The sequence below is a fragment of the Actinomadura logoneensis genome, assembly GCF_003428695.1.
GTDB classification, from domain to species: Bacteria; Actinomycetota; Actinomycetes; order Streptosporangiales; family Streptosporangiaceae; genus Spirillospora; species Spirillospora logoneensis.
In genome coordinates, this window is sequence record NZ_QURH01000273.1 from 1 (window position 1) to 14,921 (window position 14,921).

Sequence of the window (14,921 nt, forward strand, 5' to 3'; positions counted from 1 at the left end):
GGGCCGGCCGCCCGCTCGGGGGGCCGGCCCGCCGGGGGCCGCGCTCTGCTCTGCCGGGGGTCTCACGGATCCCGCCCCATGTCCGCTCGGATGTTCTCGACCTGCTGTGCCACCGTGACGACGTCGCCCACGACCACGATCGCCGGCGGCCGGACACCGGAGGCCGCCATCTCCTCGGCCACCGTGCCCAGTGTGGCGGTGAGCGCCCGCTGACCGGGGAGGGTGCCGTCCTGGATCACGGCGACCGGCGTGCCGGACGAACGACCATAGCGTACGAGGGTCTCGGCGATGCGCTCCATCCGCTCCACCGCCATGAGCAGCACCAGCGTGCCGTTCGCGCGGCCGAGCGCCGCCCAGTCCACGGTGGAGGCGGGGTCGCCGGGCGGGACGTGCGCGGAGACGACGTGGAACTCCTGCGCCACGCCGCGGTGGGTGACCGGGATGCCCGCCGCGGACGGCACGGCGACGGCGCTGGTGATGCCCGGCACGACGAGCACGGGGATGCCGTGCTTCGCGCAGTGGATCAGTTCCTCGCCGCCGCGGCCGAACACGAACGGGTCGCCGCCCTTGAGCCGGACGACGAACTTCCCGAGCCGGACCTGCTCGACGATGTGCTCGTTGATCCGGTCCTGGGTGACGGTGCGGCCGTAGGGGATCTTGGCGGCGTCGATGATCTCGACGTCGGCGGGCAGCTCGTCCAGCAGCTCGCGGGGGGCGAGCCGGTCGGTGATCACCACGTCCGCCTGCGCGAGCAGCTGGCGCCCGCGCACGGTGATCAGGCCGGGGTCGCCCGGTCCGCCGCCGACCAGCGCGACGCCGGTCGGCTTGGTGCGGGAGTGCCGGGCCTCGAGGGTCGCGTCACGCAGGCCGTCCAGGACGGCGTCGCGGATGCCCGCGGCGCGGCGCGGGTCGCCGCCGGCGAGGACGCCGACCGTGGTCTCGCCGACGCTGCCGGACGCGGGCGTCCAGGCGGCGGACGCCTCGGCGTCGTCGGCGCGGACGCACCAGACGCGGCGGGCCTCGGCCTCGGCCGCGACCGCCGCGTTGACCTTGGGATCGTCGGTGACGGCCTGGACGAGCCACACGCCGTCGCAGTCACCGGTCTCGAACGGACGGGCCGTCCAGGTGATCCGGCCGTCCGCCACCAGGTCGTCCAGGGCCGGGGTGATCTCGGGCGCGATCACCGTGACGTCGGCTCCGGCGGCCAGCAGCGCGGGGACGCGGCGCTGCGCGACGCGTCCGCCGCCGACGACGAGGACGCGGCGCCCGCCGAGTCGCAGGCCGAGCAGGTACGGAGGCACGGAAATCTCTCGTTCGGTGGACCAGGTGACGGACATGTGTGTTTGGGGACCAAAGGTACTCGGACCCGGGCCCCGCTGCCGAGTTCTCCCCGGCACTCGACACCCGAGCGTGCCTCAAAGTGTGATCATCGCGTTACGCGCCCGCGTCCTTCTCGCTGACACCGGCCGAGTCGAAGGTCGCGACCTCGTGCAGGACCCGCGCCGCGCCCTGGACCAGCGGGAGCGCCAGCAGCGCGCCGGTGCCCTCGCCGAGCCGCAGTTCCAGGTCGACCAGGGGACGCAGGCCGAGGTGGGCGACGGCGGCGGAGTGGCCCGGCTCGGCGGAGCGGTGTCCGGCGACGCACGCCCCGAGGGCGTCCGGGCAGAGGGCGGCGGCGACGAGCGCGGCGGCGCCCGCGATCACGCCGTCCAGGACGACCGGCACGCGCAGCGCCGCGGCCCCGAGGACGAACCCGGCGATCCCGGCGTGCTCCAGTCCCCCGACCGCCGCCAGCACCTCCAGCGGATCCCGCCCGGCCGCCGGCACGGACGAGGCGTCCGACGTCGGGGGCTGCTCGTCGAGCTTTCGCGCGGTCTCGGCGGGGCGCGGTGCAGGGACCGGTTCGCCGTCCGCCGCCGGGTCGGTGCCCGCGAGGAGGCCGTGGCGGCGGAGGGCGGTGCGGACGACCTCGACCTTGTGGGCGTGCGTCGCGTCGTCGATGCCGGTGCCGCGCCCGGTGACGGCCTCGGGCGGGAGGCCGGTGAAGGCCGCGATCAGCGCGGCGGACGCCGTGGTGTTGGCGATGCCCATGTCGCCGGTGATCAGGCAGCGCGCACCGGCGGCGGCCAGCTCGCGGGCGACCTCGATGCCGGCCGCGACCGCCTCCCGCGCCTGCTCCGGCGTCATCGCGGGGCCCTCGGTCATGTCGGCGGTACCGGGCGCGACCTTGCGCGGGAGCAGGCCGGGCGCGACGGCCAGCGGGGAGGCGACGCCGATGTCGACGACCGTGACCTCGGCCCCGACCTGGCCGGCGAAGGCGTTGACGACCGCGCCGCCCGCGAGGAAGTTGGCGACCATCTGCGCGGTCACCTCCTGCGGCCACGGCGTGACGCCCTGGGCGTGGACGCCGTGGTCGGCGGCGAAGACCGCGACGGCGGCGGGCTCGGGCAGCGGCGCCGGGCACGTCCCGGCGAGTCCGGCGAGGCGGACCGAGACGTCCTCCAGGACGCCGAGCGCCCCCGGCGGCTTGGTCAGCCGGTCCTGCAGCTCGCGGGCGTCGCGCATCGCGGCCTCGTCGAGCGGCCGGACGGCCGCGACGGTGTCGGCGATCAGGTCCGCGGTCCGGTCCATGGTGTCCTCTCCGTGCTGCCGGTCAGATCGGTGCCGCCGGTCAGGTCCGTCCTGCCGGTCAGGTCCGTCCTGCCGGTCGTGTCCGTGCTTGGGTCAGGTTCGTGCAGGCCGTCAGGCCCGTGCCTGCGGTCGAGTGCGGGCGGGTGGTCAGATGCCGAGGTCACGCAGGGCCTCGAGGAGTTCGTCGTCGGCCTCGCGGTCGCGGACGGCGATGCGGAGCCAGTCCGGGCCGAGGCCGGGGAAGGTGTCGCCGCGCCGGACGGCGAAGCCGCGCTGGCGGAGCAGGGCGCGGATGCCGAGGGCGTCGGGGACGCGCAGGCAGAGGAAGGACGCGCGCGGGGCCGGGACGACGTACAGTCCGCGCGAGGTCAGCGCGGCGGCGAGCCGGTCCCGCTCGGCGCCCATCGCGGCGGCCCACGCGTCCGCCTCGGCGACCGCCTCGGGCGCGCTGCACGCCTCCACCGCGACGAGCGCGGGCGTCGAGACGGCCCAGAGCGGTTGCGCGGCGGCGAGCCGGGACACCAGGTCGGGCGCGGTGAGCAGGTAGCCGGCGCGCAGCCCGGCCAGGCCCCAGGTCTTGGTGAGGCTGCGGACGACGACGAACCCGGACGGCAGGCGTCCGGCGAGGCTCTCGGGCTCGCCGGGGACGCAGTCCATGAACGCCTCGTCGACGATGACCGTCCGGCCGGGGCGGGCCAGCGCGGCGATCGCCGCCGCCGGGTGCAGCACCGACGTCGGGTTGGTCGGGTTGCCGATCACGACGAGGTCGGCGTCGGACGGGACGGCGGCGGGGTCGAAGGTGAAGTCCTTGTTGAGCAGCACGCGCTCGACCTCGTGCCCGGCGGCGCGCAGCGCGGCCTCGGGCTCGGTGAACTGCGGGTGGACGACCACCGCCCGGCGGGGCCGCAGGACCCGCGCGAGCAGCACGAACGCCTCGGCGGCCCCGGCGGTCAGCAGGACCTCGTCCGGCGAGCGGCCGTGCCGCCGTCCGACGGCCCGGCGAGCGGGCTCGGGGTCGGGGTAGGCCGCGAGGTCGGCGATCGACGCGCGGATGCGCTCGGCCAGCCAGGCGGGCGGGGTCGCCGTCCGGACGTTGACCGCGAAGTCGCGCAGGCCGTCGCCCACCTCGGCGTCGCCGTGGTGGGAGAGATCGACATCCTCGATGGTCGGTGCTTCAGGGTTCACTTGGGTACCCAACGTCTCAGCCTGCGGAAACGTGCCCGCGCCCCGGCCCCGGGCGGTGCTCGCGGTCCTGGTCGCGCTCCTGGGCGTGGTCGTGGGCGCGACCGTGTCCGTCCTCATGGACGTGTCCCTCCCCCTGCCCGTGCCCGTGGCCCGGCCCGTGGCCATGGCCGTGCCCGTGCCCGTGCCCGTGCCCGTGGCCGTGGCCGTGGCCGTGGCCGGACGGGTCGTCCGGGTGGTGGTGCGGGGTCTGCGGCGCGCCGACCTTCTCCTCGAAACCGGGCATGGCGACGCGGTAGACGCAGGTGTCGCAGTTCATCCGGATGTCGCCGCGCAGGGCCTCCGCGTACCGCTCGACGACGAGGTCGGCGAGGCCGTCGCAGTCGCCGATGACCTCGGCGCACCGGACGTCCACGCCGGGGTGTGACGCGGCCCACGCGCGCGCCTCGTCCGCCACCCGGTCGGGCAGGACGCCCGCGAACAGGAAGTACGGCAGCACGACGATCCGCTCCGCGCCCAGCCTGCGCAGCCGGTCCAGCCCCTCGGGGACGCTCGGGCGGGCCAGCGAGACGAACGCGGGCTCGACCGCGGACAGCCCGGGTCCCTGCGCGGGGCCGCCCGCGCCGCGTCCCTCCCAGAACAGCCGCGCGACCTTGTGGACCTCGGCGTTGGCGTCCGGGTCGGTGGAGCCGCGGCCGACCAGCAGGACGGCCGTGCCGGGTCCGGGCGAGACGGCGGCGAGGCGCTCGTCCAGCAGGGTGAGCAGCGCGGGGTGCGGGCCGAGTGGACGCCCGTAGGTGTACGACAGTCCTGGATGGCGGACGGTCTCCCGTGCCATCGCGCCCGGGATGTCGCCCTTGCCGTGTCCGGCGCCGACCAGCACCAGCGGTACGGCCGCGACGTGCCGGTGCCCGTCGGCGTACAGCCCGGCGACGGCCTCGGTCAGCGGCGGACGGGACAGCTCGATGAACCCGCCGGCCACCGGCGTCCCGTCCATGCGGCGGGCGAGCCGGCGGACGAACCGGTCGAAGCCGGCGACGCCGTCCTCCGACCGCGTCCCGTGCCCGACGAGCAGCAGCGGCGCGTTCACTGGGGGTCCCCCTCGTGGTAGAGCAGTGCGTTGCAGGCCGCCGCCGCGACGGCGGACCCGCCCTTCTCCGAGATGTTGCTGACCTGCGGCAGGCCGCTGTCGCGCAGGGCCTGCTTGGACTCGGTCGCGCCGACGAAGCCGACCGGCAGGCCGATGACCAGGGCGGGCCGGACGCCGCGCTCGATGATCTCGAACAGCGCGGTGGGGGCGCAGCCGACGACCCAGACCGCGCCCGGGCCGACCTCGGCGTAGGCGAGCCGGACGGCGGCGGCCGAGCGGGTGATGCCGGCGGCGCGGGCGAGCCGTCCGGTGGCGGGGTCGGCGATCTGGCAGACGGTGTCGCGGGCGGTGATCCCGGCGGCGACCATCTCCACGTCGGTGACGATGGGCGCGCCCGCGCGCAGCGCCGCGAGCCCGCCGGCCAGGTGCTCCTCGGTGGTGGCGACGTCGACCGCGAACTCCAGGTCGGCGCTGGCGTGGATGATCCGCTCGGTGACGGCCCGCCAGAGCGGCGGCATGGGCGACAGGTCCACCCGGGAGCGCAGGATCCGGAAGGACTCGGCCTCGATCGGGTGCTGCTTGCGGACCCTCGGCGCGCTCGCGCCCGCGCCGGCCCCCGCGCCGACCCCCGCACTGGTCCCTGCGCCGGTTCCCGTGGCGCTCCCCACGGGGCCGCCGCCGGTTCTCGCGGCGGTGCGGCTCTCCACGGTGCCGGTGTCGCCCGCGGTCGGGTCGTCGTTCATCGCTCGGGTTCCTCCTACGGTCACGGCGCCTCCTCGATGGCGTCCACCGGGCAGACTTCGATGCACTCGCCGCAGCCGGTGCACAGGGCGGGCAGGACGAGCAGGGGGCGTCCGTGCGGCCTGATCGCGTGCTCGGGGCAGGTCAGCAGGCACGCGCCGCAGCCCTGGCACCGGTCGGTGACGGCGACCAGGGTGGCACGCCCGGCGCCGGTCACGCCCACCGGTAGCCCCGGGGGGTGACGAACCGCCCGGCGACCGCGCGGGACCGGCTGGAGCCGACCAGGACGACCGTGAACATGTCCACGTCGGACGGGTCGAGGTCGGCGAGGGTGGTGAGGCTCGCGGTCTGGTCGGGGCGGGTGGCGTTGCGGACGAACCCGACCGGTGTCTCCGGCGGGCGGTGCTCGGCGAGGATCTTCACGACGGCGGCGAGCTGCCAGTCGCGGGCGCGGGAGCGCGGGTTGTAGAAGCAGACCGTGAAGTCGCCCTCGGCGGCGGCGCGGACGCGGCGCTCGATGACCTCCCACGGGGTGTGCAGGTCGGACAGCGAGATGTAGGCGTGGTCGTGGCCGAGGGGCGCGCCGAGCAGGTTGGACGCGGCGAGCGCGGCGGTGATGCCGGGGACGCCGTCCACGTCGATGTCGGCGTCCGCGAACTCCAGCGCCGGGCTGGCCATGGCGTAGACGCCCGCGTCGCCGGAGCCGATCAGCGCCACGGCGTTGCCGCGCGCGGCGGCCTCGACGGCGGCGCGGGCGCGTTCCTCCTCCTGGCCGAGCCCGTTCTCCAGGACGCGGGTGCCCGGCCGGACCAGGTCGCGGATCTGGTCCACGTACTGGTCGAGGCCGACGATCACGGCCGCGCGGCGCAGGGCCTCCTCGGCGCGCGGGGTGAGCAGGTCGCGGGCGCCCGGGCCGAGCCCGACGATGCTGAGCCGCCCGCGCGGGGTGAGGCGGGCGACGGCGCAGGTCGCGTTGGCCGTCTTGCGCTTGGCCGCGACCAGCTCGGCGGCGCGTCCGAGGGAGCGGGCGGCGTGCAGGGCGGACGCCTCGGCGACCGACGGCGTCCCGACCTCGGCCCGGACGACGTCGGACGGGTTCGGGACGTCCACGGCGGCGAGGTCTTCGGCCGGATGGGTGACGACCTCCCAGCCGCGGTCGCGGGCGGCGTCCAGGATGCCCTGCTCGTCGGCCTTGAGGTCGATCGTCGCGACGCACCGGACCGATGCGGGCGCCAGCCCGGCCTCGGCGAGGGTGCTGTCGATCAGGGCTCCGACCTCGGCGGCCGTGACGCCGCGCGCCGACCCGACGCCGACGACCAGCGACGGCGGCCGGTACACGAGCCGGGCGCCGCCGAAGTCCTCGCGGCCCCCGCGGGCCGGGTCCGCCGCGTCGCTGACCAGGATGCCGACGGCGGCGTCCCGCGCGTCCGGGGACACGTTCGGGGGGAGGGCGGGCAGCGGCCAGCCGTCCGCGCCCTCCAGCAGCACCGGCTCCCCGGACAGCACGGCCGCGCCGACGCGCGCGAGCAGCTCCGGGTTGTCGATGGTGAAGCCGAGGTCGCGGCCGTAGGAGTCCAGCGCGGGGACGTTCGCGCCGTCACTGGCCGTGGTGATCACCGGCTGTGTGCCGAGGACGCCGGTCAGCCGCCCGGCCAGCAGGTTCGCGCCGTGGTGGCCGCCGAGGACGGCGACGGCGAACCGCGCCGACTCGTCCACGCAGACGACGGCGGGGTCCGCGGTCTTGTGCCCGAGCAGCGGCGCCAGGACGCGGACGGTCGCGCCGACGGCGAGGAAGGACACGACGGCGTCGCAGGTCCGCCACGCCTCGCGCAGCGCGTCGGCGGGACGGTCCCCGGTCAGCACGCGGACCTCTCCGGGCCAGGCGGCGGCGAGGGCGGCGGCGGCCGTCCGGCCGCTCGCGGTGGCCGCGACTACCCCGATCACAGGACGCTCCCAGGCAGGTCGGTGACGGGCCGCCGGGTCGGCGGCTCCGGCGGGCGGACGGTCGTCGGGGCCCGTTCGCCCCACACGACGTGGACGGGATTGGCGGCGGCGAGGCGGTGGACGCCGCCGGGCAGCGGCACGAGCCTGCTGGCCTGGAGCTGGACGGCCTGGACCGTGAAGCCCTCGGCGGCCAGCGCGTCCATGGACGGCCGGACGCGCTCGACCGCGGCGAGCGTGACGACGACCGACCGCAGGGCCCGCCGCGCGCACGCGCGCACCACTTCCGGCCCGCCGCCGCCGACGAAGACGGCGTCCGGGTCGGGGAGGTGGTCGAGGACGTCGGGGGCCGTCCCCCGGGAGACCGCGACCCGGACCTCGTGCGCGCGCACGTTGGCGCGGATGCGGTCGCAGGACGCCTCGTCCTTCTCGACGGCGACGACGGCCGCGCCGAAACGGGCGCACTCGATCGCCACCGAGCCACTGCCCGCGCCGACGTCCCACACCATGTCGCCCACGCGCGGACCGAGCTTGGCCAGCGCGAACGCCCGGACCTCGGCCTTGGTGACGAGGGAGTCGCGGTGCGCGAAGGCGTCCTCGGGCAGCGCCCAGACGGCCGGTCCGGGGCGTCCGCCCGCGAGCCAGCCCTTCGCGCCGACGGCGTGGCGGGTGTCCAGGACGAGCACGACGTTCGGGTCGTTCCAGGGCCGGGTGGACGCCTCCGCCGGACGGACGTGCACGACCCGCTCGTCGGGCGTGCCGAGGTTCTCGCAGACCACGAACGTGCGGGGGGTCTGCGGGAACAGCTCGCGCGCCAGCTCGGCGGGTCCCGCGCCGGGACCGGTCAGGACGGCGACCTTGGGATGCGCGCGGCACGCGTTCACGGCCCGTCGCAGCTCCCGCCCGCCGCCGGAGGCCCCGCGCCCGGGGCTCGCGTGTTCGGAGCTCTCGTGCCCGGAGCTCTCGTGCCCGGACCTCTCGTGTTCGGAGCTCTCGTGCTCGGAGCTCTCGTGCTCGGAGTCCCCGTGCCCGGAGTCCCCGTGTGAGGAGCCCCCGTGCCCGGAGCGCCCGTGCGAGAAGCCCCCGTGCCCGGAGCGCGCGTGCGGGGAGGTGTCGGGCGCGGATGTTCCGTGGGCCGACACGACCAGGGCGTCGTCCCACGGCAGGCCCGCGCGGGCGAACGCCTGCGCGACCGACGACAGGGCGGGCAGGACGCGTGGTTCGTGCCCGCGCGCCCGCAGCGCCCGGACGATGCCGAAGAAGCCAGGATCGCCGCTGGCCAGCACCACGACGTCGCCCGACGCGTCGCCCACGGCGTCCAGCGCGGCGGGCACGTCGCCCATGACGACCGTCCGGACGCCCTCGGGGACGTCCACGGACGCCAGGTGCCGCGCTCCCCCCACGACCAGTTCGGCGGCGGCCAGCAGGCCGGGGAGGGCGGGCGCGGGGGGACCGCCGTCCAGGCCGACCACGGTGATCATCTGGATCTCGCCATCCGGCCGAACATCCCGACCATCCTCTCCCCGGTGAAGTCGACCAGGACGACCTGCGCCGCGACCGGGCTCGTCTCCGTCCCGGCCTGCTCGGCGGCGAACCGCTCCAGGACGTCCGCGACCCGCCGGCACAGCTCGCGCCCGCACGGCCCGAGGACGCCGGCGGCCTCCCACAGCTCGTAGGCGTGCCGTCCGGTATTGGCGACGGCGACCTCGGCGGCCAGCTCCTCGTCGCCGGTCATGTCGCGGGTGATGTCGCCGAGCAGGGCGGTGTCGACCTTGGAGCGGGTGTAGTGGGTCATCAGGATCCCGGCGGCGAGCTTGGTCAGCTTCCCGGCCATCCCGACGAACACGAGCTGCGTGATCCCGTTCTCGACGGCCCGCCGGACCGCCGCGCCGGTGAAGTCGCCGACCTCCACGAAGCACACCTCGGGCAGCTTCGGGAGCATCTTCATCGCGCCCTTCTCGGTGCGCCCGCCGGTGCACAGCACGAGCGTCGTCTCCCCCTGGGCGGCCATCACCGACACGGCCTGCTCGACGCTCGCGCGCCACGACGCCGTGGAGAACGGCCGGACGATGCCGGTCGTCCCGAGGATCGAGATGCCGCCGAGGATGCCGAGCCGCTTGTTGGTCGTCTTGCGCGCCATGCGCTCCCCGTCCGGGACGGAGACGACCACGCGGACGCCGCGTCCCGACACCGGGTCGGTGCACCGCTCCGGGCCCGGGACCTCGTCGAACACCGTGTCGTGCAGGGCCTCGGCGACGGCCTGGGTGATCATCGCGCGCGGCACCGGGTTGATCGCCGGGCCGCCCGGCTCCAGGCCGAGGCCGGGCTTGGTGACGACGCCGACGCCCTCGCCGCCGTCCAGGTCCAGGCCCGGCTCGTCCCGCCAGGACACGTCGGCGGTGATGTGCGCGCCGTGCGTGACGTCGGGATCGTCCCCCGCGTCCTTGACGACGACCGCCCGCGCCCGGCCGCGCTCGCCGTCCGTCGCCGTCTCCTCGATCTTGAAGGTGACGCGGTTGCCGGACGGCAGCGCGATCTCCACGTAGCCGGGCAGCTCCTCGCCGCGCAGCAGCAGGGTCGCGGCCTTGGCGGCGGCGGTCGCGCAGGACCCGGTGGTCCAGCCGGTGCGCAGCGCCTTCTGCCGGACCTTCATGGTGCGCGGAAGGTCCGGTTCGCGCAGCTCACCGGCCGTCCGGTCACGACCGGGCCGATCGTGCCCGGCCCGCCCGGTTCCGACGGCGTCGGAACCGGGCACGGCGGGTCCGGGCGCGGCGGGTCCGGCCGCGGCGGGGTCGTCGTGGCCGTGTCCGCCCTGGTCGGGACGGGCGTGCGGGGGGTGTTCGGGTGTGTCGGTCATGGCGGGTCCTCGTCGGTCGTCGGGGTCAGGACGACCGACGAGCCTCTCGGAGAGAGCGGCGCGCGGCGGGCTCGGCACGCCGGAAACCGTGGAAGTGGCCGGGGTGGTAGAGGTGCGAGCGGGTGCCGCCCGCGGCGAGCGCGGGGCCGACCAGCACGAGCGTGTGCTTCCACAGCTTGTGCGCCTTGACGGTCTCCGACAGCTCGCCCAGCGCGCACCGGACGATCAGCTCGTCCGGCCAGCTGCACTGGTAGGCGACCACGCAGGGCGTGTCCTCGGGGTAGCCGCCCTCCAGCAGCTCGTCCTGGAGCTGGCCGGAGCGGGCCGCCGACAGGAACAGCGCCATGGTCGTCCCGTGCCGGGCGAACTCGCGGACCTCCTCCCCCGGCGGCATCGGCGTCTTGCCGCCGCCGAGCCGGGTCAGCACCACCGACTGCGCGACCTCGGGGATCGTCAGCTCGCGTCCGACCGCCGCCGCGACCGCGCTGAAGCTGGAGACGCCGGGGACGACCTCGGTGTCCAGGCCCATCTCCACGCACCGGTCGAGTTGTTCCTGGAGCGCGCCCCACAGCGCGGGGTCGCCGGAGTGGATGCGCGCGATCGTCAGCCCTTCGGCCGCCGCCCGCTCGTAGTACGGCAGGACGCCTTCCATGGGGAGCTGCGCCGAGTCCACGATCTCGGCGTCGTCGCGCGCGTGCACGAGGACGTCGGGATGGACGAGCGACGCGGCCCAGATCACCACGTCGGCGTCGGCGATGGCCTTGGCCGCGCGGAACGTCAGCAGGTCGGCCGCGCCGGGGCCCGCGCCCACGAACAGGACGCGCCCGGGTGCCACCTCTCCTCGTTCGTCCGACACCGCGGCGGGTGCAGGTGCGGATGCGGATGCGGATGCGGGTCCGGCGGTCAAAGCTTGCCTCCTCGGCCGGTCCGGCGGCCCGGAACGATCAGGGTGGAGAGATAGGGGACGGGGCCGTCGAGCGCTGCGGCGGGACCGACGTCCTCACCGGGCAGGCCGAGCCGGGCGCCGTAGACGGCGTCGTCGAGCCGCCCGGCGTCCTTCAGCGCGGCGACGACCTCGGACGCCCGCGACCCGAACTTGTACGCCACGACGGTCTCGTCCGTCGCGAGCGCGGCGCGGAAGCCGTCGGTCCCGGCGGTGAGCGGGACGAGCGTCACCGACTCGGAGCCCTCGGCGAGGACGGTGCCGGAGCGGGCGGCGAGGTCCTGCATCGCGGTGACGCCGGGGACGGTCTCGACCACGACGTCGGGACGCCCGGCGCGGACGCCCTGCGCCAGGTAGGTGAAGGTGGAGTAGACGTTCGGGTCGCCGATCGTGGCGAACACGACCGTCCGCGCGCCCTTCTCGAACGCCTCCAGGACCCGCGTGGCCGCGGCGTCCCAGGCGGCGGCGCGCTTGGGGGTGACACCGCCCCGGTCGTTCAGCGCGAAGACGACGCGCTCGGCCTTCGCGGTGTGCTCCCGGACGACCGACTCGGCGCGGCCCGGCTCGTCCGGCGCGAGGACGGGGACGAGCACGACGTCGGCCTCCTGCAGCAGCCGGACGGCCTTGACCGTGACCAGTTCGGGGTCGCCCGGCCCGACGCCCACGCCGACGAGCCGGACCGGGCCGTCCGCGACGGCGTCGGTGGCGAGGCGGGAGAACATCACCAGGTCCTGGTGCCGTCCGGCGCCGCGCTGGACGCCCTCGCGCCGGAACCCGGCCTTCTCCGCGACGCGCATCGACGCGATGTTGTCGGTCAGCGTCCGCAGCTCGACGCGGTGCAGCCCGCAGTCGTTCAGCGCCCAGTCGCAGGCCAGGCGCAGCGCCTCGGTGGCGTGGCCCCGGCCGCGCACCCCGGCGCGCAGCGCGTACCCGACCTCGCAGGTGTCGTGCGTCGTGTCCACCTTGAACAGGCCGAGGAAGCCGACCAGCGTGTCGGTCCCGCGGTCGGCGATCGCCAGGTGCAGCGACACCGCGAACCGCTGGCCGTTCGGCACCGACACCGTGAGCCAGTGCGCCAGCGCCTCGGCGTCGTGCACGCCCTGGAGCGTCTGCGGCAGGATCTCCGGCTCCTCCCGGACGATCGCGACGAGCGCCTCGGCGTCGTCCAGGGTGAGCTGCCGGATGACGGTCCGCTCGGCGGTGAGCCGGACGGGACCTTGGAAGACGCTCTCGTTCATCGGACGGCTGCCTCCACGAGACGACGGGCGGAATCAGGTGATCCCGCCCAGTGAAGATGCAGGTAGGACGCGACGCAACCGCCCTGGACGAATCCGGCGGGTCCGGCCTTGCTCCACTGCCAGGCGGGAGTCGCGCCGTGCGCCGGAGCGGTGACCGTCCGGTGGAACTCGTGGCCGTGGAAGCGTTCTCCCGCCCGCGCGACCACCGAGTCGGCCACGGCGACGGCGGCCCGGTACCCGAGCGTGAGCCGCGGGGACATCGTCGCCGTCACGCCCCGCAGCACGCCGCACATCGGCCTGCCGTCGAGTTCGTCGGCGAGGTAGAGCAGCCCGGCGCACTCGGCGTAGACGGGTCCGGCGAAGGCGGCGACCTCCTTGCGCAGCGGCTCGTTCGCCGACAGGTCCGCCGCGTACACCTCGGGGAAGCCGCCGCCGATCACGACGGCGCGGGTGCCGGGCGGCAGGCGCTCGTCGCGCAGCGGGTCGAACCGGACGACCTCCGCCCCGGCCGCCGCGAGCAGTTCCTCGTTCTCGGCGTACCCGAACGTGAACGCCGCTCCCCCGGCCACCGCGACGCGCACACGCCCGGACTCCGCGCGAACGGACTCGGCGCGAACGGACTCCGCGCGAACGGACTCCGCGAAGGACGGGGTCCACGGCTCTTCGCGCAGGTCGGGGGCCGAACGCGCGAGGGCCATGAGGGCGTCCAGGTCGCAGTGCGCGGCGACCAGTTCGCCCAGCCTCCGGACGGTCTCGACCGCCTCCGCGTGCCGTTCCGCCGCGGGGACGAGCCCGAGGTGCCGGGACGGCTTGGCGATGTCGTCCGTCCTCGGCAGCGCGCCCAGGACCGGGACGCCGGTCTCCTCGATCGCCTCGCGGCACAGCGCGGCGTGCGCCTCCGACCCGACCCGGTTGAGGACCACCCCGCCGAAGCGGACGTCCCGGCCCCGGCCGGCCGCCCCGCCCCGGCCCGCGCCGAACGACCTGAACCCGTGGACGACCGCGGCGACCGACCGGCTCGCCGCCGACGCGTCCACGACCAGCACGACCGGCGCGTCGAGCAGCGTCGCGACGTGCGCGGTCGAGGCGAAGTCGCCGCCGGACGCCCCGCCCGGCCCGGCCTTCGCCGCGCCGTCGAACATGCCCATGACGCCCTCGACGACCGCCACGTCCGCGCCGCGCGCGCCGTGCAGGAACAGCGGCGCGACCAGCGCCTCCGACGTCAGCCAGGGGTCGAGGTTGCGGCCCGGCCGCCCGGTCGCGAGACCGTGGTAGCCGGGATCGATGTAGTCGGGGCCGACCTTGTGCGGCGAGACCGCAAGGCCGCGCGCGGCGAGCGCCGCCATCAGCCCCGTCGCGACGGTCGTCTTGCCGCTGCCGGACGCGGGCGCCGCCACGACCAGCCGGGGGATCGCTACCACTCGATGCCCTTCTGCCCCTTCTGGCCCCGGTCCATCGGGTGCTTGACCTTCGTCATCTCGGTCACCAGGTCGGCCGCCTCCAGCAGGCGCGGATCGGCGTCGCGGCCGGTGACGACCACGTGCTGGGCGCCCGGCCGGGCCGCGAGGGTCGCGACGACGTCGTCCACGTCCACCCAGCCCCACTTCATCGGATAGGTGAACTCGTCCAGGACGTACAGGCGGTAGGTCTCGGCGGCGAGGTCGCGCTTGACCTGCTCCCAACCCTCGCGGGCGTCGGCGGCGTGGTCGGCCTCCGAGCCGGGGCGCTGGATCCACGACCAGCCCTCGCCCATCTTGTTCCAGGTGACCGTCCCGCCCTGGCCGCTCTCGCCGAGGACCCGCAGCGCGGCCTCCTCGCCGATGCGCCACTTCGCGGACTTCACGAACTGGAACACGCCGATCGGCCAGCCCTGGTTCCAGGCGCGCAGCGCGAGCCCGAACGCGGCGGTGGACTTGCCCTTCCCGGGCCCGGTGTGGACGACCAGCAGCGGGCGGTTGCGCCGCTCGCGCGTGGTCAGGCCGTCCCGCGGGACGTACTCCGGCTTCCCCTGCGGCATGTCAGGCCACCTTCCGCGCGTTCCGGACGACTCCGGCGAGGGAGTCGGCCGCCAGGTCGTCGAGCCGGACGACCTCGCCGCCCAGCCGCTCCCCGAGCCGGCCCGCGAGACCGAGCCGGACCGGGCCGGACTCGCAGTCCACCACCACCGACGCGACGTCCGCGAGGAGCGCGGCGGCGCGCGCCGGGTCGCCGCCGTGCGTCGCGCGCCCGTCGGTCACGACCACCAGCAGCGGACGCCGCGCCGGGTCGCGCAGCCGCTCCACGCGCAGCACCTCGGCC

Annotated in this window: 13 protein-coding genes and 1 pseudogene; all 14 read right to left on the reverse strand. The window is 75.9% G+C overall.

Annotated elements, in window-relative coordinates; translation table 11 throughout:
* Positions 1 to 62: 62 nt before the first annotated feature.
* Positions 63 to 1,337, reverse strand: a complete 1,275-nt coding sequence (gene cobA / locus DZF91_RS16225) for a uroporphyrinogen-III C-methyltransferase (RefSeq protein ID WP_117358302.1) — start codon at positions 1,335 to 1,337, stop codon at positions 63 to 65.
* A 97-nt stretch (positions 1,338 to 1,434) separates the two neighbouring features.
* Positions 1,435 to 2,631, reverse strand: a complete 1,197-nt coding sequence (locus DZF91_RS16230; protein ID WP_117358303.1) for a nicotinate-nucleotide--dimethylbenzimidazole phosphoribosyltransferase — start codon at positions 2,629 to 2,631, stop codon at positions 1,435 to 1,437.
* A 147-nt stretch (positions 2,632 to 2,778) separates the two neighbouring features.
* Complete coding sequence (gene cobC / locus DZF91_RS16235) at positions 2,779 to 3,816, reverse strand: Rv2231c family pyridoxal phosphate-dependent protein CobC (RefSeq protein ID WP_235834340.1); 1,038 nt, start codon at positions 3,814 to 3,816, stop codon at positions 2,779 to 2,781.
* 16 nt (positions 3,817 to 3,832) lie between these two features.
* On the reverse strand, positions 3,833 to 4,903 hold the full coding sequence (locus DZF91_RS16240; RefSeq protein WP_117358305.1) for a sirohydrochlorin chelatase: 1,071 nt from the start codon (positions 4,901 to 4,903) through the stop codon (positions 3,833 to 3,835).
* Positions 4,900 to 5,646: a precorrin-8X methylmutase gene (locus DZF91_RS16245; protein WP_117358306.1), complete on the reverse strand. Its 747-nt coding sequence runs from the start codon at positions 5,644 to 5,646 to the stop codon at positions 4,900 to 4,902. The genes DZF91_RS16240 and DZF91_RS16245 overlap by 4 nt, the downstream gene beginning before the upstream one ends.
* A 20-nt stretch (positions 5,647 to 5,666) precedes the next feature.
* Positions 5,667 to 5,861, reverse strand: a complete 195-nt coding sequence (locus tag DZF91_RS16250) for an indolepyruvate ferredoxin oxidoreductase subunit alpha (RefSeq protein WP_235834341.1) — start codon at positions 5,859 to 5,861, stop codon at positions 5,667 to 5,669.
* The gene (cobJ, locus tag DZF91_RS16255) at positions 5,858 to 7,588 is read right to left on the reverse strand and encodes a precorrin-3B C(17)-methyltransferase (RefSeq protein ID WP_117358308.1); all 1,731 of its coding nucleotides are present in this window, start codon (positions 7,586 to 7,588) and stop codon (positions 5,858 to 5,860) included. The genes DZF91_RS16250 and cobJ overlap by 4 nt, the downstream gene beginning before the upstream one ends.
* Positions 7,585 to 9,066, reverse strand: a complete 1,482-nt coding sequence (gene cbiT, locus DZF91_RS16260; RefSeq protein ID WP_235834342.1) for a precorrin-6Y C5,15-methyltransferase (decarboxylating) subunit CbiT — start codon at positions 9,064 to 9,066, stop codon at positions 7,585 to 7,587. The genes cobJ and cbiT overlap by 4 nt, the downstream gene beginning before the upstream one ends.
* Positions 9,063 to 10,442 (reverse strand): cobalt-precorrin-5B (C(1))-methyltransferase, encoded by a 1,380-nt coding sequence (locus DZF91_RS16270; protein ID WP_117358309.1) that lies wholly within the window; start codon positions 10,440 to 10,442, stop codon positions 9,063 to 9,065. The genes cbiT and DZF91_RS16270 overlap by 4 nt, the downstream gene beginning before the upstream one ends.
* Before the next feature lie 25 nt (positions 10,443 to 10,467).
* Positions 10,468 to 11,277 carry a precorrin-4 C(11)-methyltransferase gene (gene cobM, locus DZF91_RS16275; protein ID WP_117358310.1) on the reverse strand — a complete coding sequence of 270 codons (810 nt, stop codon included), beginning with the start codon at positions 11,275 to 11,277 and terminating at the stop codon, positions 10,468 to 10,470.
* Between the two features lie 68 nt (positions 11,278 to 11,345).
* Entirely contained in the window at positions 11,346 to 12,623 is a 1,278-nt protein-coding gene (gene cobI / locus DZF91_RS16280; protein WP_117358311.1) for a precorrin-2 C(20)-methyltransferase, read from the reverse strand.
* Positions 12,620 to 14,044, reverse strand: a complete 1,425-nt coding sequence (locus DZF91_RS16285) for a cobyrinate a,c-diamide synthase (protein ID WP_117358312.1) — start codon at positions 14,042 to 14,044, stop codon at positions 12,620 to 12,622. The genes cobI and DZF91_RS16285 overlap by 4 nt, the downstream gene beginning before the upstream one ends.
* The gene (gene cobO / locus DZF91_RS16290) at positions 14,038 to 14,640 is read right to left on the reverse strand and encodes a cob(I)yrinic acid a,c-diamide adenosyltransferase (RefSeq protein ID WP_117358313.1); all 603 of its coding nucleotides are present in this window, start codon (positions 14,638 to 14,640) and stop codon (positions 14,038 to 14,040) included. Before cobO ends, DZF91_RS16285 begins: the two co-directional genes overlap by 7 nt.
* A gap of 1 nt (position 14,641) precedes the next feature.
* Positions 14,642 to 14,921: pseudogene (locus tag DZF91_RS16295) on the reverse strand (magnesium chelatase); the annotation flags it as partial.